Raw genomic sequence first — 26,141 nt, 5'->3', positions numbered from 1 at the left:
GAATACAGATGGCAAAAAACAACTCTCTGATAAGAGAAGAAAATGGTGTTATGTATAAAAAAGCCAAGACTTGGCATATAGCTCTAGCTATGATGACGGGAGCCGGGCAGATGGCATTCTATCTGCTTATGAACGGAGCAACTTACATCGGAAATGCAAACTTCGGGATTTTGGTTGCTGTAACAGGACTTGTCATTACGGGATCAAGGTTACTTGATGGAATAACAGATCCGATAATCGCATATTTTCTTGAACGATTTAATTCAAAATTTGGAAAGGTGCGTTTTTCAATAATGTTTGGATGGTTGATAATGGCTCTTTCCACAACTCTTATGTGTAACATTGGACCAAAGCTCGAACTAGCCGGAGGAAGAGGTATCGCATATTTTATCCTGTGTTACGCAATATATATTATCGGTTATACATTTGTCAGCATAGCCGGACAGATCAACATGAGTATTCTTACGAACGATCCCAAGCAAAGACCTACAATCGGGGTGTGGAGCACGGCTTATGCATACCTGCTTCCAATGATAATGGGCGTAGTTGCATCAGCTGTGATTCTTCCAAGATTCAATAATATTCAGGGAACAGAATATTTTGGAACATACAATGCTGTAGTAATTATCGTATCATTGTTTTTCTACATTCTTGCATGTATCGGAATAGCTCCATATGACATTCCTGAAAATTTTGAGGGCATAAAGTCTGCAGATTCATCTGATACAAAACCTGGCATTAAAGATATGGTCGCACTTATAAAGGACAATAAGGAACTTCAGAGATTTATTGTGGCAGCGACTTCGGATAAGCTTGCTCAGACTATAGGATCAGCTGCAGTTGTATCGACAATGCTTAACGGAATTATGATTGGTTCAATGGCGATTTCTTCAATTCTATCAGCAGCTGCAATGCTTCCATCCATTATATTTGCCATTATCGGAGCAAAGATTGCCGGGAAAAAGGGAAGCCGCGCAGTAATGATCAGATGGACGCAGATTTGTATCGGGATGAACATAGCATATGCTGCGTATTTGCTTTTTGCACCGACGCAGCTGGTAGGAGGCATACTCGGTGGAAATATTACTACAGGTGCGATTTTGATGGCAGTAATATATGTGCTATTTAACTTTGGTAACAATGCTGTAAAAATGGTTGTTTCCGTTGCAACAAGCCACTTGAGAATGGATGTTGTTGATTATGAAATGGACCGCTCAGGAAAGTACATGCCGGCAACAGTTTCAGCGACCTACAGCTTCGTAGATAAGATTGTATCTTCATTTGGCGCTACTATTGCGACTCTGTGCGTTGGACTTATAGGGTATACAACAACTGCTCCTCAGCAGGGAGATCCTTTAACATGGGGAGTCAAACTAATGACAGTACTTCTAATGATAGGCTTTCCAATCGTTGGCTGGATATGTACTTTGGCTGCAATGAAGAACTCTGCAATCACCTATGAAAAAATGGAAGAAATCCAGAAAAATATCTCGAATAAAAAAGCTGCACAGATGCAGAATGAATATGAACTAAAACGCGATGAAGAAGGAAAGATATTGAGGGCATTATGAGGACAACAACTCTTTGGAATGATAAATGGATATTTGTTAAAGAAGGAAAGAAACAGGAAATCTCCCTTCCCCATACCTGGAATGCGGTTGATGGGCAGACCGGACCCGAACAGTACTACAGAGGTACATGCATTTATGAGAAAACATTTGGCAGGCCTGTATTTAATTATGGTGAGCGTGTCTACATAGAGTTCAGGGGAGTTAATTCTTCCTGTAAAGTTTTTTGGGGCGAAAAAGAAATAGCAGCTCATGATGGAGGGTATTCGACTTTCAGAGTAGATATTACCGATTTTTTACAAGATGAGAACCTTATTCAAGTTCATGTTTCAAATGAACCTAATGGAGATGTTTATCCGCAGAGAGCTGATTTCACATTCTACGGCGGTATATACAGAGATGTGTACATGGTAATAGTAGATGAAAAGCATTTTGATCTGGATTATTACGGTACAAATGGGCTGTATGTAACGCCAAGGATTATTGGAGATGATGCTGAAATAGAAATAAAAGCTTATGTGAATGGTGGTGACAGTGTTCTCATATCTGTTGATGGTGTTTCTGAACAGAAATTCCCTGTGATGGAAATTGATGGCAGAAAAATGGTACACGGAAAATTCATGATAGCTGACGTTCACCTCTGGAACGGGATGGCAGACCCCTATTTATACAACATAACTGCTACACTTTTTGATGACGAAAAAGAGTGCGACAGGATATATGACAGGTTCGGAGTAAGGGAGTTCTCAGTGGATGCTAAGAAGGGATTTTTTCTAAATGGCAAGAGCTATCCTCTCCATGGCGTATCAAGGCATCAGGACAGAGAGGGTGTTGGAAATGCACTTACCCGTAAGATGCATGAGGAAGATATTGACCTTATCCTTTCAATGGGGGCCAACTCCATTCGTCTTGCACATTATCAGCATGACCGGTATTTCTATGATCTGTGTGATGAAAAGGGCATTGTTGTATGGGCAGAGATTCCATATATTACGGTCCATATGGATGCAGGGAGAGAAAATACAATTTCGCAGATGAAGGAGCTTATAGTACAGAATTATAACCATGCATCCATCATGTGCTGGGCACTTTCCAATGAAATCACCCTTCAGGGAATAACAGAGGATTTAATGGAAAATCACAGGATTCTAAACGATATGGTACATGAGATGGATCCTGCAAGGTACTCTGCAATGGCAAATCTGTTTTTGCTTGAGACGGATTCTCCTCTGGTGACGTTGCCTGATATCAGGGGTTACAACCTTTATTACGGCTGGTATGTAGGAGAAATGGAGGATAATGACAGGTGGTTTGATGAGTTCCATAAGAATCATCCTGATGTGGCTATTGGACTGACAGAGTATGGTGCGGATGCTGTTATAGATCTTCAGTCTCCAAAGCCTGAAAAAGGTGATTACACCGAAAGTTATCAGGCGCTCTATCATGAGCATATGCTTGAGATGTTTGCTGCTAGACCATATATATGGGGAACATATCTGTGGAATATGTTTGAGTTTGCAGCCGCAGGCAGAAACGAAGCAGGAGATCCCGGTAAGAACCATAAGGGTGTGATTACCTTTGACAGAAAGCAAAAAAAGGATGCGTATTACATATATAAGGCCTGGTGGTCAGATGAGCCATTTGTTCACCTGTGCGGAAGAAGATACCATGACAGAATTGAAGAAGAAACAGAGATTAAAGTATATTCCAACCAAAAGTCAATAACACTATATGTTGATGGTGAAAAGTATGCTACTAAAAACGGAGAACATGTATTTAAGTTTAAAGTTACAATAAGCGGAACACATAGTATTAAAGCTGTATCAGGAATATTCTCTGACGAGATGGAGATAAAAAAGGTTTCTGAGCCTAATCCTTTATATTTTGCTCCGGATAAAAAGGTCAAAAACTGGTTTGACGTTCCGGCAGGGATAGAAGAAAAAGAAGGTTATCTTTCCATCAACAGCACAATGGCAGAAATACAGGCTGTCACTGAGGGTAAGGCGATAATTGATCATATAATGGCTTCCATGAAAAAAGAAACGGCCGGAGGAATGGGCGAAGGTGTTAGGATTTCAGAGGCAATGCAACAGATGATAGCAAGGCAGCCACTTGTTAAGCTCCTTCAACAGGGCGGTATGGATACAGATTCAGAAGAAGTGCAGGCAATATCAGCGGCACTTCTGAAAATAAGGAAGATATGAATACTAAGCAAACTATTTTTTATAAGTCAAAATGGATAACACCGGAGAAGGAAACAAAACCGGAAGTCCGTAAAGGTGCAGGATATCTAAGACAAAAGTTTTCCTGTACATGTGATAAAGCTGTGCTCTATGCTACAGCCCATGGTGTTTATGAGGTTAAAATAAACGGGCAGGAAATAACAAAAGGACGGCTTATGCCCGGATGCGATTCCTATGATAAGAGGCTTCAATATCAGGAATATGACATAACAGCATTGTTGCGGGATGGAGAAAATGAGATAACTGCCTTGCTGGGAGATGGCTGGTACAGAGGATGTAATGGAATAGATGGTGTTCGTAATCTGTATGGCAGCGATATTTCTTTTCTATGTGCAATATTCGCGGATGAGAAGGAGGATGACCCGATTCTTGTAACAGATGAAAACTGGGATGCCTGTGAAGACGGAGCTATTCTTCTTACCGATCTTGAGCTTGGAGAGAATTTTGATGCCGGAAAAGAAACTAAGGATTGGCATAAGGCAAGAGTCCTGGATTTTTCATTAGATAATCTTATAAGCCAGTCTGCACCTTTTATAACAGAACATGAGGCATTTGAAGGAAAACTCTTACAAACACCTAACGGTGAAAACGTATATGACTTTGGACAGAATCTGGCAGGATATACATCTTTTGTCATTGAAGATGCCATGGGAGGGGAAAAGATAACTCTCATTCATGGGGAGACACTTGATGAAAACGGAAACTTTACAATCGCCAATTTTCAGCCCGGGGACAGAAATAAGTCGGGTGGAATAAGGCAGGAAATTAACTATATCTGCAGACGGGGAAGAAATGAGTTCAGACCGCATTTTTCAATATTTGGGTTCAGATATGCAAAGGTCATAACGGATATTCCTCTTGAAAAGATAAGCATAAAAAGTATCGCAGTTTATTCGGATATGAAGGTTACGGCAGGTTTTGAGTGCGGCGACACAGCAGTTAATAAGCTTTTTAATAACAGCCTATGGTCAATGAAGTCAAATTTCTGTGATATTCCTACAGACTGTCCCACAAGAGAGAGGGCAGGCTGGACCGGCGATGCAGCTGTTTTTGTAAAGACAGGCACATATCTGATGGACTGCAGGGATGTTTATGAAAAATGGCTTGCGAATGTCAGGCTCAGTCAGCATGAAGACGGGAAAATGGCATATATATGCCCTAAGAATTCTGAGCCGGGAAAGATAGCAGAGATGTTTTCTGCGTCAGTTGGATGGGGAGATGCGTCGGTAATTGTCCCGTGGAATCTTTACAGAGTGTATGGGGATAAAACTATTCTCTCAGATAATTATGAGATGATGAAAAAATGGGTGGATTTTCTTGGGGAAAGAGCCGGGAAAAGCAAGCTAAAAAACCGGTTTGGAAAGAATCCATATAGGAAATACATAATTGACACCGGAATGGATTATGGCGAATGGTGCGAGCCTGGAGCAGATGTTATGAAGACTATGATGGCTGCTTTTAAGAACGGGCAGCCGGAAGTTGCAACAGCTTATTATGCATATTCATCAGGAATCCTTTCCCAAATAGCAGATATATTAGGGAAGGAGGAAGACTGTGCCCGTTATAAGCAGATATCAGAGAAGGTAAAAAGTGCGTACAGATATCTGGTATTAAAGGATGGACACATAAGATCTGAGAGACAGTGCGAGTATGTAAGACCTCTTGCTTTAGGGCTGCTTTCTGATGAAGAGGCCAGGGATGCGGCGAGGGACCTTAATGAGCTGGTGATCAAAAATGATTACCACCTGAATACAGGCTTTTTATCGACACCGTTCCTTTGTAGTGTTTTATCAGATTTTGGATATGTGGATACTGCATACAGACTTCTTTTGCAAAAGGGTTATCCATCATGGCTGTATGCAGTTGATAAAGGTGCCACAACCATCTGGGAGACCTGGGATGGTATCAGAGAAGACGGCACAGTTCATGATTCGCTGAACCACTATTCATACGGAGCTGTTTCCGGATGGCTTTTGTCAGGTGTTTTGGGTATTCAGTATGATTTTGAAAAGGTCAGAATAAGGCCTGTACCGGATAAGAGTCTAAAGTTTGCCAAGGGATTCTATGATTCGCCAAAAGGACGCGTTGTGTCTGAATGGAGATATATGGAAGATAAAGACTCTTTTTCCTATCATTTTGAAATACCGGATGGAATGGAAGCAGAGCTTATACTTCCGGGACAGGAACCGATTATTTTGTTAAGCGGAAGTTATGATTTTTAAACGTACTTAGGAATCTATGCATTTATATATGAGAGGATAATTAAAATGAAAAAATTTGATAAAGGATTTATGCTTGGCGCATCAACTGCAGCTCACCAGGTGGAAGGGAACAATACAAACTCCGATTACTGGATAATGGAGAACATGGAATATTCCCAGTTTGTTGAGCCGTCTCTTGATGCGGTTGATCACTATAACAGATATGAGGAAGACATCAGGATGCTTGCCGATGCAGGTCTTAATACATATAGGTTTTCAATCGAGTGGGCACGTATTGAGCCGGAGCAGGGTAAATTCGATGAAAAAGAGATTGAGCATTATAGAAATGTGATCAGATGCTGCAGGGAAAATGGAGTCGAACCTGTTATTACACTCATGCATTTTACATCCCCAATATGGCTGATCAAGCAGGGGGGATGGGATAATGAAAATGTAGTGGAGCTGTTTGCGAATTACACAAAGTATGTAACGGAGCAGCTTGGAGACGACATCAAGTACATCTGTACCATCAATGAAGCTAATATGAGATTGCAGATTGGTGCCCTCATGGAAAGATTCAAAAAGCAGATGATGGCTAAAATGGCAGCTGCAGCAGGGGATGCAGGTAAGGAACACCACACTGATAATAGTGAAAAGGATTCAATGGAAGGCCAGGTTCAGGTAGGGCTTAATCTCTCTGATCCAATGGAAAAAATGAAGATGGCAGCCATGGAAAATGCAAAAGTATTTGGAGATCCTCAGCCACATACATTTGTTTCGGCTACCGATGCCAATGGAGACATGATCGTAATAAAAGCGCATCAGGCAGCGAAAGCAGCGATAAAGGCTGTCAATCCGGGTATTAAAGTCGGAATAACGTTGTCTCTTCATGATTGTCAGTATATAGAGGGTGGCAAGGAAGCAGCAGACAGAGAATGGGATGAAGAATTTGTACATTATATTCCATATATAAAGGATGACGATTTCTTTGGCCTGCAAAACTATACAAGAACTACATATGGACATGATGGAATAGTGCCTGTTCCGGAAGGGACACCAATGACACAGATGGATTATGAGGTATATCCTGAGGCTCTTGAGAATGTGATCAGACGTGTTCATAAAGAGATGCCGGGTATATCCATTATGGTTACAGAGAATGGAATTGCCACATCAGATGATGCTCAGAGAGTTGCATTCATAGATAAGGCAGTAGAAGGTGTGCAGAATTGCATAAGTGAAGGTATCCCGGTAATTGGATATTGTCACTGGTCTCTTATTGATAACTTTGAGTGGCAGAAGGGCTATGCCCTTACTTTCGGGCTCTGTGCTGTTGACAGGAAAACCCAGATCAGAACACCCAAACAAAGTTTGAAACATCTGGGGAGCTACATACAATAAAGGTAGTTGGCCTGATAATCAGAAATTACAGAAGAGTACCGGGATTATGTTTGAAGGGATTTAAAATTTTAAATGAAACGGAAAATAATTGCTGCTATTATTGCAGCAGTAATCATTATATTTTGTCTAGCAACATTTTTTGTTACAGGAAGTGGTGAAGAAAGAGTGTATACAAGAGAGAATAGCCCTATTGATTATGAGTCGGAATTACAGGCAGGAAAGGAGCAGAATCGAATCCTTACAGGTGTTCAGCAGATAATGATAGGGAGCAGGTGCAATAATTATGATGAAGCACTTGCTACACTTAAACAGATCAAAGAGGCTGGATACGATGGTATAGAGCTTAATGAATTCATGATTAAGCCGACGCCGTTAATGGTAAAGATAATGACTAAGGTTGCCGGAATGCCGGCCGGTAACGGTGGAAAGCTTGACTGGCAGAAACTGATAGCAGAAAGTGGGCTTAAGGTCATAAGTGTTCACAGTTATTTGAACAGTATTGAAGAAAATCCTGCAGCTGTTGCTGAACAAGCGCTTAGTTTTGGGACGGATACTGTGGTTATAACAGGAATGTACAGGTTTGATTACGGTAATCCCACGGAAGTGAATAAGCTGGCAGAGAGGCTTAACAAAGCCGGTGAAATGCTTTCAGAATACGGGGTTAAGCTGCTTTACCACAATCATAATGTTGAGCTTCAAAGGGTTACAGAAGATAAGACTGCCTATGATATCATTGTGGAGAACACGGATCCGAAATATGTAAATTTCGAGCTTGATACATATTGGATGACCGACGCAGGCGCGGATGTGAATGCCATAATAAACAAGCTGGGTAACAGGATGGTAATGTGGCATATCAATGACAGAGGATGCAAAAAAACAGGACCATTTACGACTCCAATACTCAAGGAAGATGCTGCTGAACTGGGAACAGGGAATATGCCTTTGGATACTTATTTGGATAATGTGCGCGTAAATACAAACGTAAGAGCAATTGTATTAGAGACACATAAAAACTGGATTGATAAGGATCCTGTTAAGAGTCTTAAAGTCAGTGCCAAGTGGTTTGAAAGATTATCCTGATTGTTACTTTTCAAAAAGCAGAGAGCTGAAGCTTTTCATAATAAGTCGGATCCGAAAATTTTTCTTGAAAACTATTAATAATCATATTAGCCTTTTCTTAGGACATGTGAGTTTTGTCTAAGAGAAGGCTTTTTGATTGCTAATGAGAGTTATTTTTCCAAATTAAGTAGAGATTGAAAAATAAGTATTGAAGAGGTGACAGGTGAAAAGAAAACTAATAGCTTTGATAGTGATGTCTGCAATCACATGTAACCTGCTTTCAGGATGTGGCAATACTGATAATGGTGAATCAGAGATAGAATCTAAGGATAGCGATGCATCCGAGTCTGCGTCGGAAGCTTCCTGGACTCCAATTGAAAATTTTCCAGAAGCTATAAAAGGATGAGGAATAACTGATTATGGCAAACATTATTGATTATGTTCAATGGAAAGGTGATATTTCCTTTGAAGAAAGACCTTTTAATATAGTGGATAATCTTGTTTTTTCGGAGTTGGGTTATCTGGAAATACCCAAGTGGCTGATGTCTGAAGGACAGATTACCATCAGAGAAATATGGGAAAAACTTGGAAAAAGTGCGCAATTCAGAGCCCTTTCGTTTTCGGATGGTGATATCTTGTTGTTGGAAGCCTGTGCATTGTCAAATAGATTTGCAGATGTTGTCATATCAGATTATGAAGATAGTAGTTATGATTCTGACAATACGCAATTTGCTGCGATGACGTTCAGTACTTCTTTCGGGGAGAAGTATATTTCCTTTAGGGGTACAGATGATACAATTCTTGGCTGGAAAGAAGATTTTATGATCAGCTACTGCAAGGTCCCTGCGCAGGAAAGAGCACTTGAATATCTAGAGAAAATTGCGGCTACAGGGCAGAAGTTTTATGTAGGGGGGCATTCGAAGGGGGCAAATCTGGCGCTATATGGGGCGGCTCATCTGATAGACACTAAGGACTGCATAAAAAAGGTATATCTGAATGACGGACCGGGATTTTGCGAAGATGTCCTAAATGCAGATCTGATACGGCAAATAGATGATATATGTGTGAGAATCACTCCTGAATATTGTATAGTAGGAGGTATTTTTCAGCCGGAAATAACAGTGGACTATATTGTAAAAAGCTCAGCACCTCAAATACTGCAGCATGCCCTTCTTAGCTGGCAGATTAAGCCTGAAGGGCTTGATCTTGCTGATGGACATGATGCGGTCAGCGACAAAATAAATTCATTATTTGGTGCATTCATCGAGAAGATGGATGCTCTTGAGGACAGACAGGCATTTGTAAACTCTATTTTTGATACAATGTCGCAAAACGGGGCAATTACTATTTCAGATTTTGTAAAAAAAGGTCCCAATGCATTTGAAGACCTGATAATGAAAATCGCCACTGATGACGAAAGTGGGCATCATCCGTTAAAAAAAGTAAAAGAAAGCCTTGTTCAGGACTTTTCAAAAACATTTCTGTGGAAAGTGATTACAGAGGAAGGTGAAACAAAAAGTATCATAAGAATATGCGTATCGCTCTTGATTGCCGGTATGTGTTATATCATTCCCAATAGTTTGATACAGACCGCTTTTGCAATTGCAATTTTTGCGATAGTTGCATATCAGGTTTCGAGGTCACTTTATTATCTCTATAAGGTAAAATGGGATTTTAACAAAGAAAGAGTGAGAGTCAACCTGAGTATAGTGCTGATAGTATCCTATGTGATCCTGATAATGAAAGATGCGGCGCTGCTTCTGTTTTCCAGTATACTGTTTGGCATTTTCTTTTTTATCAGTTCCTATCAATGTTTGGCAAGGCTTAAAAACAGTACTAATAAGTGGCAAAAGTCCAGATACTGTTTTGAGATGGTCATGACATTTTTATATGGCGGATATCTTCTGTTTTCACCATCGGTCGTACTTGGATGGTACATGATTTCTTTTGGAACATTCATGCTAATTGATGCCATATTTGAGATAATAGAGCTTTATATCAGGCAACGTAAATAATGTAGAAAAAGAATTAGTGCATGGATAGACAATTGACGCCATATCTTATTATCGTCCATTATCAATCGTAATTACGCCTATATATCCTTGAAATGCCGGCCCAAAAACGTGTTCATGAACATTTTCTGTTATTTTTCCATCCCATGAAAAATGCAGATGTCCGCCTAATACTTCCGATACCTTACTGTCAGGTGCATAGATAAGGTCTAATATTTTTTGTGTATTATTATCAGGAACATAATATGTCGTAGCGTTACCCCATGTTAAATCTCTATCACTCCATGCAGCCCGGGATGCATCTTCTAAAGAAGAATCCACTTGTGAATGAATTGGAACATGGGTTAAGAGGATAATAGGTTTATTCTTCTGGCTTAATTCTGTCAGTTTCTCTAAAGCCTGGGGCGGTAACTGGCTTGTACTGTTATTAAAACCAAGGATGATAAATTTTTCATACTCCATATACATTATATCTTCATTTTTACAAACAGTATCTTGAAGGCTTTTACCGTGACCTAAATCTTGCTCTGTAAGCCAGAATGGATAAACGTCATGGTCTGCACGAATATACATATATGGAGTTTTTATAGAGCTTAATCCATTTTTAAGACAGGAAACAGTAGCTTCTGAACAAAAGTCAATCATATCCCCACCAAAGAAAATACCGTCCGCATGGGCCTCATCTAACAATTTTGGTAAGGAATCCGCCCAAACATCATGCGATTTAATACCGTTTTCATTTACAAATGCATTTTCTCTGGCTTGTACTGTGGGTTTATCGGATTCTGCTACCTCGTCATTTGGTATTGTAATATGTAAATCTGATACCCATATAAAATGATAGGGACGGTCAATATCTTCAACTTTGATATGAACATTTTCTATCTTATATCCGGCTTTTTCAAATTGAGTAATATGAAATTCGTCGTTTTTGATGCCCATTTTAATTGCAACTATTACTACTATTGCAACAATGGAAATCATTAATATCTTTTTATATGAATTGTGAGCTAATTTTTCCAAAATCGTTTCCTTTAGCTGTAAAGATTATGTTTATTAAGTACTTATTTACAACCTATTGTAATCAATAATATTGGTCACTGCAATATGTTACAATAATCTCTATGAGTAAAGACAGACTATAGTGATAGCCGTAAAAACAATATATAATCATACGAAATAGAATGAGAAAACTTATTGTTTATGTGGATTGACAGATCATAGTTGGATAAAGGAGAGCCTGAAAGGATGAATGCTTCGGATCTCATAATCAAAAGGCATTCTTTTCGTTCACGGAAAAAGAGCAGGAAACCATTGTGAGCCTCCTTGAAAAGTACAACAAAAGGCTTGAAGATGAAATGAATAGATTTTGAGGTCAGTTATGTTTTTGAGAAAAGAAAAAGATGTGATCCAGCTTTCGGACCACTTTGATTACAGAAGATTATTAAGATACTGCTTTCCATCAATGACAATGGTGGTGTTTACGTCGATATATGGAGTGGTTGATGGACTGTTTGTATCCAACTTTGTTGGTAAAAACGCCTTTGCGGCGATAAACATAGTGATGCCGGCGCTTATGATCCTGGGAGCACTGGGCCTTATGTTTGGCTCCGGTGGAACAGCACTTGTTGCGAAAACTCTCGGAGAAAAGAAAAATGATCTGGCCAATAAGTATTTCTCCATGATGATCGAGTTTGCAGTGCTTCTGGGAATGCTCTCCACATTCATAGGATTTGTTTTCATGCCTCAGATTGTGGATGCTTTGGGAGCATCAGCTCTTATAAGAGACGAGGCAGTTCTTTATGGAAGGGTTGTTATTCTCTTTACTGCGTCAGCTGATCTTCAGTTCGTGTTTCAAAGTTTCATGACTGCGGCCGAAAAGCCGCGACTTGGGCTTAGGATAACTGTAGCTGCAGGACTGACCAATATGACACTTGATGCTGTTTTTGTCGGATTCTTAAAGTGGGGAGTAACCGGAGCTGCTCTTGCAACAGGTTTTAGTCAGATAGTGGGAGGCATTATTCCGCTAATTTATTTTGCCGGGGAAAATGACAGCCTTTTGAGATTCTCTTTTACCAGGATTGAAATGGATGTGGTGGGAAAAGCTGCATTTAACGGCATGTCAGAGCTAATGGCAAACATCGCATCATCCCTTGTGAGCATGGTATTTTACCAATTATATTTGGAGTAAATGGAATCTGGGGAGCTGTAGCTGTGGCGGAAGTTGCATCGTGTTTACTTTCATGGATATTTCTCTTTACGCAGAACAAAAAGTACAATTATCTTAATTTCTAAATCTGTGTAAAATTTTTTGTAACTATGATGGTGGTAGTACTATAAATAAAGAACAATTATAGCCATTCAATTATAGAATTCATTAAAAGAAAGTATATTATATGGATGTGAATGAGCAGGTTTTAGATTATTTGATGGAGACAAAGGGCAATTATTAAGTATAAGGGAGCGAAAGAATAAAAAATGATTTACATAGGCTGTCATTTATCGGTTACAAATGGATATGAAGCTATGGGATGTAAAATGGTAGAGTTTGGTGGAGATACATTTTCATGGTTTACAAGAAATCCTCGGGGAGGAAAATCAAAGGATATTGTCACGGAGGATGCTCAAGCACTGAATCGGATACTTTCTGAAAATAAATTCGGGAAGCTTGTAGCTCATGCCAGTTACACTATGAATCTTTGTTCAGCAAATGCTGATACGAGAATTAGTGGGCGGGATATGTTGAAGAATGATTTGAAGAAAATGGAATTTCTTCCGAACCAATATTACAACTTCCATCCCGGATCCCACACAGGACAGGGAGCAGATATAGGAATTAAACAGATAGCGGATGGACTAAATGAAGTACTCTGGCCGGAGATGAGGACAACAGTTTTGCTTGAAACCATGGCGGGCAAAGGTTCAGAAATTGGAAGAAGTTTTGAAGAGATCAGGCAGATAATTGATCTGGTGGAGTTAAAAGATAAACTTGGAGTCTGTTTCGATACATGTCATATCTGGGATGCCGGATACGATATTGTTGGTGATCTTGATGGTGTACTTGATCAGTTTGATAGGATTATTGGTCTGGACAGACTTAAGGCGGTTCATTTTAATGACAGCAAAAATGAACGTGGTTCCGGAAAAGATCGCCATGAAAAACTCGGACAAGGAATGATAGGATTGGAGGCAATGAAGAGATTTGCAGTGCATCCTGTTTTCGAAGGATTACCATTTATCTTGGAGACACCTAATGATAATGAAGGTTATGTACAGGAGATAGCGACAGTGAAGAGTTGGTTTTACTGAAGCATTAAGACTCATTAAGAGTGTGATAGAATTTTCACTCATTCTGCAAAAAATCTTTTTTGACATAGATATTATTATTGTGATAATATTTTTCAATAAATCCCATGAGGGAGTAGCAAGCGCGACAGCGTAGCAAGTCAACATACTGGTCGGCGGATCTGGCTTGTTTTAAATTGCGAGACTCATGTATAGTGTGGCTATACGTGTGTCTATATATGAGAATGTACCCGGGTATAGTCAAGGCTATATCCGGGTTTTTATATATTAAATCAGGTTAAGGAGACAAATTTTATGGGTTTAATTGAATTATTACTTCTGGGCATAGGTCTTTCCATGGATGCATTTGCTGTTTCTATATGTAAAGGAATAGAGACAAAAAAGGCCGGATTCAAACAGGTAATGCTGTGCGGTGTTTGGTTTGGCTTTTTCCAAGGGCTGATGCCATTCATTGGTTATGTTTTGGGATCAAGGCTTGAATTTATCATCAATAAAGTAGCACCATGGCTGGCGTTTATACTTCTTACCATCATTGGTGTAAATATGCTGCGTGAGGCCTTTTCTTCTGAGGAAGAAGATACCAGAGCAGGTTTTGATGTAAAATCAATGTTCATTTTGGCGGTTGCCACTTCAATTGATGCGCTGGCTGTCGGCATCACATTTGTGGCTGTTCCGGTTACGTTAGTAAAAGCTTCGGCGTTGCTAAACACTGTAATTGGATGTCTGATCATCATGGCTACGACATTTGTCTTTTCTTCATTTGGAGTTAAGATAGGTAATGCCTTTGGGACAAGGTTTAAATCAGGAGCAGAGGCGGCGGGAGGTTTTGTCCTTATTTTCATAGGGCTAAAAATATTACTGGAGCACCTTGGAGCGTTGGAATTTTTGGGCAAGGGAGATGTTGTGTTCGGATTACTGATTCCATTTGTAGGGACCGTTCTGGGGTCAGCCCTTGTATTCATTACAGACAGTGAGATAAAGGAAGATTTCAAACTGATCATGATGGGCATGGCCGGCGGTATAATGATGGCTTGCGCTATGTGGACACTGCTATATCCATCAATCCTTAGGGGAAAAATAGTAACGGCTGCAGTTGGATTTATCATTGGAATAGGCTTCCAGTATTTGCTTGATAAGGTTGTGCCCCACACTCATGTTTTCACAAAAGCTGAAGAAGGCCCATCAAGCAGCCTGAAATATCCGTTTAAAGTAATGCTTTCAGAAGTTATTCACCACGTTCCGGAAGGAATGGCTGTGGGAATCATGTTCGCCGGGGCACTAAACGGAGCAGAGGGAATGTCTTTGGCTGCAGCTTTTGCGCTTACTATCGGCATTGCTGTGCAGAATATCCCGGAGGGGATTTTTGTTTCGAATCCCATCAGGACCGGCGGAGAGGAGAAGAGTAAGTCATTCCTTATGGGGGTAGTATCAGGTGCCGTTGAGCCGCTTCTAGGAATTGTAATGATGATTCTGATTACTGCGTTCCCGGGAATTCAGATGTTTGTTATGTCTCTTACAGCAGGTGCGATTGCATTCCTGGTATTGGAAGAAAACATACCATCTATGCACACAGGAGAGCATTCGGATAAAGGGACCATATCATTCATGCTGTTCTTCTGTTTGATGATGGTCATCACTTTTTCTACAGCAGTATAAGATTGTGTGAGGTTTCAGTATGAAGGTTAAGACCCTTGGTAATAAAAACAATCCAGCGATAGCCATTTTACTTAGGATGTCAGCTGAAGAATCACAGAAAGTATTCTGTGACAGCATGTATCCAGAGCTTCCATGGACAGTGCCAGATCTTTTTTCTTTTCAAGGGCATCAAGAATCTCCTGAATGTCAGAGTTGTTTCCCGGCATGATAAGGTCATTACCTGCTTCAATACATTTTGTTGCAGCAGATCCTCCATTTGCGTTTGTGGTAAGCCAATCGGTCATTATTATACCTGAAAAGCCCCATTCATCTCTTGCCGCTGTGGTGCACAGGTCGTAGTTGTTAGCCGAGTGCACTCCGTTAACCTTGTTATATGAAGTCATTATAGCTTTAGGATCAGCTTCTTTTACGACGATTTCAAAGCCTTTTAAATAGATTTCTCTAAGGGCTCTCTCGGATACTATGCTTGATACTCCGCGTCTGTTTTCCTCCTGGTTGTTGCAGGCAAAATGCTTGATGGTAACTGCACAGTTCTTGTGCGATGAGACACCCCTGGTGATAGCGGCAGCCATTAGCCCACTTACTAAAGGATCTTCCGAATAATATTCAAAATTTCTTCCGCAGAGTGGGTTTCTGTGTATGTTCATCCCGGGAGCAAGCCATAGCTGAACGCCCATTTCTTCCATTTCGGTGCCTATAAGATCACCGATTTCTTCTATGATTGCAACGTCAAATGTTTGCGCAAGCGCTGTGCCAACAGGGATAGCGGTGCAGAACATATAGTGGTCTTCACCTTCAGGGTGAAGGAATTCTTTTCCGAAAATACGATTTTCTAAAGACTCGTAGCGGTTCATCTTATAGATAGAGCCATCTTCCGGATTCACCTGATAATGCTTCTGAAGCCTTATACCTGCAGGACCGTCCGCAAGAATAAGGTGACCGATGCCAAGGTGTTTTAGACCATTAAAGGTTTCTCCTGCTGCGCCCGGTATTGTCATGGCCGCAGAGCCTATTATCTCACCGCTCATAACACTGGGCTGACCGCAGACCAACCTGGCTTTTTCATCTGCTGTCATTTTTGCAAGAACTTCCGTGGCCTGTTTGCTAAATGAAATGTGGTTCTTTTTGATGTTAGCCCTTAAAAGCCTGTCTTTTTCGATGTAGGAAGTGACGGCATTTTCAATGTCAATATCGCTTATGTCAGTGAATGCATATGGATCATTTTGCTTGTAGGCTGTCGGACTATCTGTTCTTGCTGATAACTCATCACGTTTTTGGGGCACGGGGTCTGATGGCACCATTTCCTTAAGCGAATCAAGAAGAGGGCAGATAGGACTTAATGTTGAAAGCACAGTTTTTTTCTGTAAAAGCAAGGCACTTTCCCGCCTTTTCTTTAAATAGCCACATGAATCACATATCTGCGATTCAAGAATATATCTTCCGGCATCAAGGAAGTACTGTGACCTGGCTGTGTGGTAGGATGCCAGGAGATAGCAGGAAAATGAGAGTGAAAGAGTCTGTGACTGCCCGGGATTTAGAATGCCTGTCTTGGCAAAAGCCACAAGCCTTTTATTTTCCTTATGGCGTTCACCTTTGGGGAGGTAGCTATATAGATGAACCACCTCTTTTCCGGGAATTTCACCTATATTTGTCACGTTATAATTGACTGTTATTATGTCCTCGTATATGGAGATTTCAGTCTGGCAAAATTCAAAGGTTGTGTAGGATAAACCAAAGCCAAATGGATACCTGGGTGTAACATCAAAAGTATCAAAGTAGCGATACCCTACATAAATCCCTTCTGAGTATTTTTCCTCAATAACATTTGCGTTGTTATGACTAAAATCAGCACTACCGGGGTAGTCAGAATATTTCATGGCCCAAGTGTCAGTTAGTTTACCGCAGGGATTAACGCTTCCTTTAAGGACATCAGCAAGGGCATTGCCACCTTCCATACCTGCCTGTGACATGAGAACAAGAGCAGATATGTCTAGTTTATCCATGAAGGACAGATCAATGATTCCGCCCACATTCAGAATTACAATGGTTTTTTTATATTGTTCAGTAATGCATTTAAGAGTTTCAAATTCATCCTCAGAGAGTTCATAATCCCCCGGTATATTTTTTCTGTCTGCACCCTCTCCGGAGACCCTGGCTATTACATAAATGGCAATATCAGTATCCTTTTTTACGATGGGACCACCCTTGGGCATGATAATGGGGTTTGATGCGTGAGCATCGTATAGTTTTGCGAAATCTCCGATAGTTCCTGCAATGTCATATATTTTCTGAACCCATGCTTCACGGCAGGATTCATATTCAGCATCATAGTCAGCAAGCCAGTCCTCATTGAGAATCTTAAAACCCGCAGCCCTAAGACCTTCAGTGATATTTACATTATTCCTGTTATTTACCATGCCAGAGCCTGTACCGCCTTTTACGGTATATGATGCTCCGCCGCCATAAAGTGTGATATTCTCACTTTCTTTAAGCGGCAGTATGCCATCATTTTTAAGTAGAACAATGCCCTCTGCTGCAGCTTTTCTTGCTGTTTTCATGGAGGATAATTCTCTATCTGATATTTCAAGAGAAGTTGTTCCTGGATATTTTTGCTGACTCATTTGCGTTTTCCCCCTTATGATGGTTCATGGTTTTATATTGTAAATGATATTGCCAATTAACTTTATTTGACGACTATATTTTACCAAATATTGTTTGATTAAGGAGGCATATATTATTATTCCTCGGACAAGGGATATGCAGTTCCCTTGTCTTTTCTTGTGGTTTCATGATGTAGCAAGGCTGAGAGCAAACCTTAATAAATCTTAAGGTTTGGATAAGGTTTTCTTAATGCAGATTAAATATACTGATTTCCGTAATAAATGCAAAGAGATATGAGGTTAAGAATGAAAAAAATAGAGTTAAAGGATAAAAGGAAAGCAGGGATTATACTTTCCGCAATCGTTCTGACTATTACAATAGCAACAACCGGCGGAGTAAGAATCTATAAAAAATCAGTGGTAAAGGCTGCAGATAATGAAAATCAGCTACAGACAGAGGATATTACCAAACAGGATCTTGAGAAATCACTTTCCATAAATGGTACTATTGCAGCTCTTGAGAGCCAGTCTGTAACAAGTGAATTGTCAGGGGTTAAGGTAAAATCCATAAAGGTCAGGGTAGGTGACCATGTAAAAAAGGGTGATGTGGTTGCAGAACTGGATACATCTACTATAGAAAAGGCATTGAAGCAAGCAGAGGACAGCCTGGAAATAGCTAAACAGAAGGATGCTCTTGAAATGGCTACAGCCAAAAGAAACTATGATACTGCAGTAGAGCAGGCAAGAATTCAGCAGGAGAGAGCACAAAGAGAGGTGGATAGAGCACAGCAGGAATATGAAAAATCTGTCAATGCCTCCGGTACTGCTGATGGACTTTATGCTTCCGCTCAGGAGAATGTTGATAATAAAACAGGAGAAGCTAATTATGCTCAGGGCACTTATGATGAAGCAAGCGGAAATGCTAAAAATACGGCTGAAAAGTACGAAAGAAAGCAGGAAAAGCTTGAGGATGCCCAAAAGAGACTTACTGAAGCAGAGAGGGTAAAAACCGAACTGGACGGAATGCAGGAAGATCAGGTAGAGAACCTTAATGCACAAAAGGAAGAGGCACAAAGAGAACTTGACGATGCGAGAGCAGCGGTTGAAAAGGCAGAGAAGGAAGTGAGAAAAGCAAAGCATGAAAACGAGAAGGCTCAAAGCGCACTTGAATCAAATCAGAATGCACTTAGTGATGCAAAGAGTAATCTTGCTGATGCAAAGGCAGATCAGGCAAATGCTGAGGCAGATGCGAAATCGAAAAAGGAAGGAATTGATGGAGCACAGGATTCAGTCACAAAGGCAAAGGATTCACAACAAGACATTATCAGAGATGGTGAAAAGAGCTTAGCTGATGCAAAGGATAGCATTAAGAGTACTGAGCTTGGACAATCTTCCAGCAATATTTCACTGCAACAGGAGATTGAAAAGTGTAAACAGCAGATTGCGAGCGCAACGCTTATTGCTCCCTGTGACGGGCTTGTTACCTCAGTGGGAATAAAGGAAGGTGCTATTTACGACAACGGTAAGGAAATAATGAACATTCAGAATGATAAGGGCTACAAGGTTAATGCTACTGTAGATCAGTTTGATATCTGTGATGTTAAGGAAGGAATGCCCGTAAAAATAAAAACAGATTCAATGGGAGATGAACTTCTTGAGGGTACAGTTTCTTTTGTATCTCCTATACCCGGAGGCGAGGCTTCGGGCACTGAGCAGTCATCGGGCACAGCTTCAAGCAGCAATGATTATCCTATTGAGGTTTCAATAAAAAACAAGACCGACAGACTGAGAATCGGGATGACAGCTAAGATTACAATAGTCCAGCAGGAAAAGAAGGATGCACTTGTTGTTCCGGATTCCGTAATACAACAGTCAGATGATGGCAAAAACTATATTGAGGTGGTGACAGGAGAAAGTACTACAGAAGAAAATGCGGGAGGAGAAAATCCTGTTCCAAAGACGGAGAAGATAGATGTTACCTATGGAATTAAAACAGATTACTATGTGGAAATAAACGGAAAAGGAATTAAGGAAGGAATGAAGGTGGTTATACCAACCACTGACTACAGTGAGGATACTTTGGAATGATCCGGGCCGAAAAAATATATAAGCGTTTCAATATAGGAACAGAAAACGAAATAGAGATACTTCACGGAATAGATATCAATGTGAAAAAGGGAGAGTTTGTTTCAATTGTAGGAACTTCAGGTTCAGGAAAATCAACTTTTATGAACATTATTGGGCTCCTTGATAAGCCTACAGAGGGAACATATCTCCTTGATGGTATTGATGTGTGTAATGCTTCTGATAAGGAACTTTCACATATAAGAAATCAGAAAATTGGGTTTGTTTTTCAGACCTATAATCTGATTCCAAGGACAAGTGCCTTAAAAAATGTCGAGCTGCCCATGCTTTATGCAGGGATAAAGGCAAAGGAACGAAAGGACAGAGCAATGGAGCTGCTAGAGCTTGTGGAGATGAAGGAGAGAATGCTTCATAATCCTGATGAGCTCTCGGGAGGGCAAAAACAAAGAGTAGCTATTGCAAGAGCACTGGTTAATAATCCCTCGATAATCCTTGCGGATGAGCCTACTGGAGCGCTTGATTCTGCAACAGGAAGAAAAATAATGGATTTATTTCATAAGCTCCACGAAGAGCAGGGGATAACAATAGTTTTTATTACTCATTCACCGGAGCTTGCGACAGAGACAGAAAGGATACTGACCTTGAAGGATGGCCGCATTGTTGATGAAAGGATAGGATACAGATATGCTTCTTGAAAACATAAAGCTTGCACTGTCGGGGCTTTTGGCAAATAAACTCAGAACATTTCTGACTATGCTGGGAATAATAATTGGAATTGCTTCGGTGATCACAATTATGAATGTGGCGGATGCAATGAAAAATTCCACAATGAGTCAGATGGGGGATATGGGAGTCAATAATATATCCTTTTACCTGAGTCAGAAGCCTGATCACGATACGGGAGAATATAGTGAAAATATAAGGGCAATGAAGGATAAGGACTATTTTTCACCGGAGATGCTAAGTGATGTAAAGGGTCATTTTAGTGGAAGGGTAAGTGGAATATCCCTGTCAAGATCAATTGCGGATGCAAAGATCGAAAATGGAAAAAAATATGCAAACGTAAGCATAGAAGGTCTGAATGAAGAGGGTATAAAAAATAAAAAGTTTACGATAATCTCCGGAAGAAATATTACAGCAAAGGAGCAGGAGGACGGCAGAAAGGTGGCTCTTGTATCAGACAGACTGGTGAACAATCTCTTTGGCGGGGATACAGGAAAAGCTCTGGGAAAACAGTTGGAGGCTGTTCTTGAAAATAAATATTATAACTATACGATAGTAGGCGTATACGAGTATGTGGAAAGCGCCGCCGGAGGCTATAGTGCTAAGATATCCCAGAGGGATCTGCGGACAGGGTTGTATATTCCGCTAAAATGTGCGGTTAAACAGGCAAGATCGGGTGAACTCTATGAAAACTTTGATGTGATTGCGGCTACAGGAGAAGATCAGGGAAGTCTGGCCACAGAAATCATGGAATATATTAATACAAAATATTATGACAATAACGATGCTTATGAAGCTTATGGATATAGTATGAAGGAAGAAATAAAGTCCATGGAATCAATGTTGAATACCCAGACCTATGCCTTTATGGCTGTGGGTGCGATATCACTACTCGTAGGCGGTATTGGGGTGATGAACATCATGGTGGTGTCAATAACAGAAAGAACAAAGGAGATAGGTACCAGAAAGGCTCTTGGCGCTACTAATGGCTATATTCGCCTTCAATTCATTACTGAAGCAGTTGTCATATGCCTTATAGGTGGCATATTAGGAATAATAACAGGGGAGCTTTTTGGATTTATTGCATCCAAATTCTTAGGAGCAAGCGGGAATGCATCCGTAAGTGGTATAATATTATGTGTATTGTTCTCGATGATTTTTGGTGTCTTTTTTGGGTTTTATCCCGCAAACAAGGCAGCCAGGCTTAATCCTATAGAGGCTCTTAGATATGAGTGATAATAAAAATATGATACTGATTGCGGAGGATGATATGGATATAATCGAACTGCTTAGATTATATCTGGAAAAAGATGGCTATGAAATACTTGTTGCCATGGATGGCATCACTGCTTTCGGAATTATTGAAAATAATAATCCGGATCTTATTATATGTGACATAATGATGCCCGGAATGAATGGATATGAGCTTATAAAGAAAATAAGGGCATCCTATAATAACATCCCAATAATTGTTTTATCCGCAAAAAATCAGGACAACGACAGGATCCTGGGGCTTGATATGGGAGCTGATGACTATATGACTAAGCCCTTTAACCCGCTTGAACTGGTGGCTCATGTAAAAGCTGCTCTCAGAAGATTTTATAATCTTGGTGGAGGAAATGCGTCACAGAGTATTTATCAGGTTGGAGCGTTACGACTTGATACTGATAAAATGAGATTTACCAAAAATGATGAGGAAATCATTCTGACTCCCTTTGAATTCAAAATAATGAAGCTTCTCATGAAAAATCCCGGAAGGGTTTTTACTAAGGTTCAGATTTATGAACAAATTAATGGAGAGTATTTTGAAAATGACGAAAATGCATTAATGGTTCATATGAGTAAGCTTCGAGATAAGATTGAGGATGACAGAAATAACCCCAGATATATCAAAACCATACGCGGACTGGGTTATAAGATTGATAAGGAATAATGAAAAAACTATTTAAATCCGTAAAACGAAATAAAAGAACACTATACTCATTGATCACCGGGAACTATATTATGTTCGCGGTGATCGTTGTAATTACTGCGCTTTTAATATTTGGCCTTTTTAACCTTTATATGGCAAAAATTCAGTCCAACTATGGAATAAACAGGATAATAGAACAGAAAGACTATCTAAAATCGGAAAATTACCAGAGACTTCAGGTGGAAAGATATCTGGGTAACGGAAGTTATATCGAAATTCTTGATAGAAATGGGAAGGTTTTGTACTGTAGTGATAAAGCTGTTAATAACAGTTATACAGATGAAATATTAGAGTATATCCCAACCGTTGATGGAACAACCTTTTACGCACTTGAAAAAATATACGAAAACGGTGCTGCGGGTGGGTATCTGATACTAAGATATTCCTATGATGAAGATGAACAATATACACTTAACAGTGTGGCAGTTCTTGATGCTTCGAGAAAGACCGTCTATTCCGATAATCAGACTGAAGGCAAAAAGATGTCTGAAAAGGAGATTGAATTCTTAAGTGGTGGATTTGAAGAAAATACTTTTGTTCAAAAGTATGAGTATACCGATAACAGAGGGGAGAGAAGAATTCTGCTTGTCCATGATACTTATGAGAGCACAAATGAGGCGGGGGCATACAGAAGGGTAATCTTTTCGGTATTGCTACTTTTTATAATTGCCATGGGAATAATACTTATTATATTTGTATTAAGAGTATCGTTTGCGGTAAAAAGACCGCTTGATATGTTGAAAAAAGCCATGGCCGAGTTCTCTGTAGGAAGTGAAAGCAGTGGCCTTTCTTATTCGGGTCCAAGAGAGTTTGTGGAAATTATAGATGCATATAATGACATGGCCAATCGGCTTAAGGAAAGTGAAAAACTACGAATTAAGGCAGAAAATGAAAAGCAAAAGATGCTTGCGGACATATCCCATGATCTGAAAACTCCTATAACAGTAATTCAAGGCTATTCCAAGGCTATTGCAGACGGTGTAGTCCCAAGGAAGGATGAGAAGAAATATCTTGAGGCCATAAGGCTTAAATCTGAAAATCTCTCAGAACTAATTAACAGCTTTTATGAATACTCAAAGCTTGAGCATCCGGAGTTTAGCCTTAGTAAAGAAACCAGTGATATCTGTGAGTATTTCAGAGAGTATCTTGCACTAAAATATGAAGAGCTTGATCTTATGGGATTTTTCATGGAAATAGATATACCTGATGAAAGAGTGGAGTATTGCTTTGATAAGATTCAGATTAAACGAGTTTTTGAAAATATAATATCAAATTCCGTTAAGTCAAATAAAAAGGGGACTACAATTTACGCATCTCTTTCCATAGCCGATTCAGCGATAGTAATAAGGCTTGGTGACGATGGAATTGGCATTCCGGATTCACTACGTAGAAATATTTTTGAACCATTTGTGGTAGGTAATGAATCCAGAACAAGTGGGCAAGGCACAGGTCTTGGACTTTCGATTGCAAAGTTGATAGTCGAAGCTCACGAAGGGAAAATCAGCCTACTTGATGGTGATAAGACCTGCGGAAGAACTATGTTTGAAATAACCCTTCCAATGTAGAAGTAGATAAAATTTAAACTAATTTATAGCATCCTTTTCCAATCTTTTGAACAACACCATCGTTTTCATAAGAATTAAGGATACGCTGAAGCTGTCTTGAACTGCAATGCAGTTTAAAGGCAGCTTTTTCTATACCTTTCAGGATATTATTCTCACATTTGTAAGTCATGTAGTTGATAACACGTTCTCCAAGAGTAGAATAAGTGGCGTCCAGATGCATACCTGTTTCAAGCTTTTTGGCCATAGAACAGGCTGCAAGTCTGGTAAAAGAGACGTTAAATTCTGCTGTACCATAGGTGAGCATCTCGCGCCCATCTTCATCAACTTTATCAACCGAATATGAAAGTGCCATAAGTCCTCCAAAATAAAAACGATATTGTACTATTATTTTACAGAATATTGCACATTTAATACTATTACTACTGGAATAATAAACGATATAATCTTATCAAATCAAGAATAAGTTGAGAAATTATTTAAACGAAGGAGAGACAGAAATGGGTTCTTTACTACTGGCTGTTATATATCTGATTTTTATAAGTCTGGGGCTTCCGGACTCACTTTTGGGTTCGGGATGGCCTGTAATGCAAGGGGCGTTTGGTGTCCCGTCATCCTATGCAGGATACGTGTCCATGACAATATCATTTATGACTATAATATCCGCACTTTATAGTCCGAGATTCATAAAAAGATTTCATACAAAATGGATTGTAATATTTTCAATATTTTTGACAATACTGGGACTTTTGGGATTCTCGATTTCCGGGCAGTACTATATGCTGTTTTTGTTTGCGATTCCCTATGGCCTTGGAGCAGGGGCGATTGATGCAGCAGTAAATCACTATGTTGCCAACAACTATTCAGGGTCTGTGATGAATTTTCTGCATTGCTTTTATGGAGTAGGAGCCGTTATAAGTCCGTCCATTATGGCACTTGCTCTTAAACATGCCAGATGGAATGAAGGATACAGATGGACTGCGTTTGTTCAGATAGGTATTCTTTTGGTATGCATTCTTTCGCTTCCTCTATGGAAGAAAAACGAGCAGGAACGGGATGAGGAAATAGCTGATAGCGCGGGGATAAGAGAAACCTTAAAAGTTCCCGGAGTCATACTTACACTGATAGCTTTTTACGCTTATTGTTCAGGAGAAGCAACCTGTGCTCTCTGGGTACCAAGTTATTTTGCCGGAACAAGAACAGGGCTTGGGAATGAACTGATTGCCTCATTTGGTTCGCTGATGTTCGGTGGGCTTATGCTTGGCAGACTTATTTCCGGGTTTATCTCCGATAGATTTGGCGATAGAAAAATGATAAGGATTGGAATAGCTGTAGAACTTTTGGGGATAGTCATGGTAATTCTTCCGATTACCGGCTATATGGTCGCAGTTATAGGCTTTGTGATTATCGGAATGGGAATGGGACCTGTGTATCCTGCCATTCAGCACATGGCGCCAACCAATTTTGGTAAAAGATACAGTGCAGCAGTCATAGGTCTCCAAATGGCATCAGCATACATGGGTAGTACATTCATGCCACTTGTATTTGGCCATCTTCAGGAGCGGATGGGCATATGGATAATGCCGTTTTACCTGCTTTTGTTTGCAGCATTAAACATAGGAATGCTTGAAACAGCATACAGAAGGTTGAGGTGAAAGAGAAAATAAAGATTCAAAATCTTTTTGATGAGTCAATAAAAAACATATCTTGTTGCAATTGCAACAGTATTAAAACTCCGCCGGGATTATCC

General features: G+C 40.0%; 19 protein-coding genes. 16 read left to right on the top strand and 3 right to left on the bottom strand.

From position 1 onward, the window contains the following. Positions 1-8: 8 nt before the first annotated feature. The 7 genes from BV60_RS0101660 (at position 9) to BV60_RS0101630 (ending at position 10,490) form a co-directional block, all read left to right on the top strand. On the top strand, positions 9-1,571 hold the full coding sequence (locus BV60_RS0101660) for an MFS transporter (RefSeq protein WP_051656431.1): 1,563 nt from the start codon (positions 9-11) through the stop codon (positions 1,569-1,571). After that, positions 1,568-3,772 (top strand): glycoside hydrolase family 2 protein, encoded by a 2,205-nt coding sequence (locus BV60_RS0101655; protein ID WP_029319080.1) that lies wholly within the window; start codon positions 1,568-1,570, stop codon positions 3,770-3,772. The genes BV60_RS0101660 and BV60_RS0101655 overlap by 4 nt, the downstream gene beginning before the upstream one ends. Further along, on the top strand, positions 3,769-6,033 hold the full coding sequence (locus tag BV60_RS0101650) for a family 78 glycoside hydrolase catalytic domain (RefSeq protein WP_029319079.1): 2,265 nt from the start codon (positions 3,769-3,771) through the stop codon (positions 6,031-6,033). Before BV60_RS0101655 ends, BV60_RS0101650 begins: the two co-directional genes overlap by 4 nt. Before the next feature lie 45 nt (positions 6,034-6,078). After that, positions 6,079-7,413, top strand: a complete 1,335-nt coding sequence (locus tag BV60_RS0101645; RefSeq protein WP_029319078.1) for a glycoside hydrolase family 1 protein — start codon at positions 6,079-6,081, stop codon at positions 7,411-7,413. A gap of 72 nt (positions 7,414-7,485) precedes the next feature. Next, the gene (locus tag BV60_RS0101640) at positions 7,486-8,496 is read left to right on the top strand and encodes a sugar phosphate isomerase/epimerase family protein (protein ID WP_081846536.1); all 1,011 of its coding nucleotides are present in this window, start codon (positions 7,486-7,488) and stop codon (positions 8,494-8,496) included. A 202-nt stretch (positions 8,497-8,698) separates the two neighbouring features. Continuing rightward, positions 8,699-8,881, top strand: coding sequence for a hypothetical protein (locus BV60_RS0101635; protein ID WP_029319076.1), 183 nt, complete (start codon positions 8,699-8,701; stop codon positions 8,879-8,881). 13 nt (positions 8,882-8,894) lie between these two features. After that, the gene (locus BV60_RS0101630) at positions 8,895-10,490 is read left to right on the top strand and encodes an Mbeg1-like protein (protein WP_029319075.1); all 1,596 of its coding nucleotides are present in this window, start codon (positions 8,895-8,897) and stop codon (positions 10,488-10,490) included. A gap of 48 nt (positions 10,491-10,538) precedes the next feature. On the opposite strand, the gene BV60_RS0101625 is transcribed toward BV60_RS0101630, so the two are convergent. Beyond that, positions 10,539-11,510: a metallophosphoesterase gene (locus tag BV60_RS0101625; RefSeq protein WP_029319074.1), complete on the bottom strand. Its 972-nt coding sequence runs from the start codon at positions 11,508-11,510 to the stop codon at positions 10,539-10,541. Positions 11,511-11,868: 358 nt separating this feature from the next. Between BV60_RS0101625 and BV60_RS0101620 the strand changes: the two genes are divergently transcribed. From BV60_RS0101620 to BV60_RS22535, 3 genes are all read left to right on the top strand, one after another. Then, on the top strand, positions 11,869-12,678 hold the full coding sequence (locus BV60_RS0101620) for an MATE family efflux transporter (RefSeq protein ID WP_051656430.1): 810 nt from the start codon (positions 11,869-11,871) through the stop codon (positions 12,676-12,678). Between the two features lie 287 nt (positions 12,679-12,965). Further along, a complete protein-coding gene (locus BV60_RS0101615) occupies positions 12,966-13,796 on the top strand; it encodes a deoxyribonuclease IV (RefSeq protein WP_029319072.1) in 831 nt (276 codons plus the stop codon). A 291-nt stretch (positions 13,797-14,087) separates the two neighbouring features. Further along, the gene (locus tag BV60_RS22535) at positions 14,088-15,449 is read left to right on the top strand and encodes a manganese efflux pump (RefSeq protein WP_081846535.1); all 1,362 of its coding nucleotides are present in this window, start codon (positions 14,088-14,090) and stop codon (positions 15,447-15,449) included. Positions 15,450-15,520: 71 nt separating this feature from the next. Here the strand turns inward: BV60_RS22535 and BV60_RS0101600 are convergent, their stop codons facing one another. Further along, positions 15,521-18,070, bottom strand: coding sequence for a glycoside hydrolase family 3 protein (locus BV60_RS0101600; protein ID WP_029319071.1), 2,550 nt, complete (start codon positions 18,068-18,070; stop codon positions 15,521-15,523). Positions 18,071-18,355: 285 nt separating this feature from the next. Here BV60_RS0101600 and BV60_RS0101595 point away from each other — a divergent pair, with 285 nt between their 5' ends. The 5 genes from BV60_RS0101595 to BV60_RS0101575 are packed head-to-tail and all read left to right on the top strand — an operon-like array spanning position 18,356 to position 24,394. Beyond that, positions 18,356-20,137: an HlyD family efflux transporter periplasmic adaptor subunit gene (locus BV60_RS0101595; protein ID WP_029319070.1), complete on the top strand. Its 1,782-nt coding sequence runs from the start codon at positions 18,356-18,358 to the stop codon at positions 20,135-20,137. After that, a complete protein-coding gene (locus BV60_RS0101590) occupies positions 20,134-20,829 on the top strand; it encodes an ABC transporter ATP-binding protein (RefSeq protein WP_029319069.1) in 696 nt (231 codons plus the stop codon). The genes BV60_RS0101595 and BV60_RS0101590 overlap by 4 nt, the downstream gene beginning before the upstream one ends. Continuing rightward, complete coding sequence (locus tag BV60_RS0101585) at positions 20,819-22,093, top strand: ABC transporter permease (RefSeq protein ID WP_029319068.1); 1,275 nt, start codon at positions 20,819-20,821, stop codon at positions 22,091-22,093. Before BV60_RS0101590 ends, BV60_RS0101585 begins: the two co-directional genes overlap by 11 nt. Continuing rightward, positions 22,086-22,790, top strand: coding sequence for a response regulator transcription factor (locus tag BV60_RS0101580; RefSeq protein ID WP_029319067.1), 705 nt, complete (start codon positions 22,086-22,088; stop codon positions 22,788-22,790). Before BV60_RS0101585 ends, BV60_RS0101580 begins: the two co-directional genes overlap by 8 nt. Continuing rightward, positions 22,790-24,394, top strand: coding sequence for a HAMP domain-containing sensor histidine kinase (locus tag BV60_RS0101575; protein ID WP_081846533.1), 1,605 nt, complete (start codon positions 22,790-22,792; stop codon positions 24,392-24,394). The genes BV60_RS0101580 and BV60_RS0101575 overlap by 1 nt, the downstream gene beginning before the upstream one ends. Before the next feature lie 13 nt (positions 24,395-24,407). Here BV60_RS0101575 and BV60_RS0101570 read toward each other — a convergent pair whose 3' ends face one another. Continuing rightward, positions 24,408-24,746, bottom strand: a complete 339-nt coding sequence (locus BV60_RS0101570; RefSeq protein ID WP_029319065.1) for a hypothetical protein — start codon at positions 24,744-24,746, stop codon at positions 24,408-24,410. 145 nt (positions 24,747-24,891) lie between these two features. On the opposite strand from BV60_RS0101570, the gene BV60_RS0101565 reads away from it, so the two are divergent. Next, the gene (locus tag BV60_RS0101565; RefSeq protein ID WP_029319064.1) at positions 24,892-26,046 is read left to right on the top strand and encodes an MFS transporter; all 1,155 of its coding nucleotides are present in this window, start codon (positions 24,892-24,894) and stop codon (positions 26,044-26,046) included. The last annotated feature ends 95 nt before the right edge of the window (positions 26,047-26,141 follow it).

It is taken from the genome of Butyrivibrio sp. AE3004 (assembly GCF_000703165.1).
Taxonomy (GTDB): domain Bacteria; phylum Bacillota; class Clostridia; order Lachnospirales; family Lachnospiraceae; genus Butyrivibrio.
The sequence above is the reverse complement of the archived record's forward strand: the minus strand, read 5'-3'. Positions and strand labels throughout refer to the sequence as shown.

Bases quoted from the DNA above. Each gene is read 5' to 3' on its own strand.
- BV60_RS0101660 (WP_051656431.1), top strand. From the start codon at position 9: ATGGCAAAAAACAACTCTCTGATAAGAGAAGAAAATGGTGTTATGTAT.
- BV60_RS0101655 (WP_029319080.1), top strand. From the start codon at position 1,568: ATGAGGACAACAACTCTTTGGAATGATAAATGGATATTTGTTAAAGAA.
- BV60_RS0101650 (WP_029319079.1), top strand. From the start codon at position 3,769: ATGAATACTAAGCAAACTATTTTTTATAAGTCAAAATGGATAACACCG.
- BV60_RS0101645 (WP_029319078.1), top strand. From the start codon at position 6,079: ATGAAAAAATTTGATAAAGGATTTATGCTTGGCGCATCAACTGCAGCT.
- BV60_RS0101640 (WP_081846536.1), top strand. From the start codon at position 7,486: ATGAAACGGAAAATAATTGCTGCTATTATTGCAGCAGTAATCATTATA.
- BV60_RS0101630 (WP_029319075.1), top strand. From the start codon at position 8,895: ATGGCAAACATTATTGATTATGTTCAATGGAAAGGTGATATTTCCTTT.
- BV60_RS0101620 (WP_051656430.1), top strand. From the start codon at position 11,869: ATGTTTTTGAGAAAAGAAAAAGATGTGATCCAGCTTTCGGACCACTTT.
- BV60_RS0101615 (WP_029319072.1), top strand. From the start codon at position 12,966: ATGATTTACATAGGCTGTCATTTATCGGTTACAAATGGATATGAAGCT.
- BV60_RS22535 (WP_081846535.1), top strand. From the start codon at position 14,088: ATGGGTTTAATTGAATTATTACTTCTGGGCATAGGTCTTTCCATGGAT.
- BV60_RS0101600 (WP_029319071.1), bottom strand. From the start codon at position 18,070: ATGAGTCAGCAAAAATATCCAGGAACAACTTCTCTTGAAATATCAGAT.
- BV60_RS0101595 (WP_029319070.1), top strand. From the start codon at position 18,356: ATGAAAAAAATAGAGTTAAAGGATAAAAGGAAAGCAGGGATTATACTT.
- BV60_RS0101590 (WP_029319069.1), top strand. From the start codon at position 20,134: ATGATCCGGGCCGAAAAAATATATAAGCGTTTCAATATAGGAACAGAA.
- BV60_RS0101585 (WP_029319068.1), top strand. From the start codon at position 20,819: ATGCTTCTTGAAAACATAAAGCTTGCACTGTCGGGGCTTTTGGCAAAT.
- BV60_RS0101580 (WP_029319067.1), top strand. From the start codon at position 22,086: ATGAGTGATAATAAAAATATGATACTGATTGCGGAGGATGATATGGAT.
- BV60_RS0101575 (WP_081846533.1), top strand. From the start codon at position 22,790: ATGAAAAAACTATTTAAATCCGTAAAACGAAATAAAAGAACACTATAC.
- BV60_RS0101570 (WP_029319065.1), bottom strand. From the start codon at position 24,746: ATGGCACTTTCATATTCGGTTGATAAAGTTGATGAAGATGGGCGCGAG.
- BV60_RS0101565 (WP_029319064.1), top strand. From the start codon at position 24,892: ATGGGTTCTTTACTACTGGCTGTTATATATCTGATTTTTATAAGTCTG.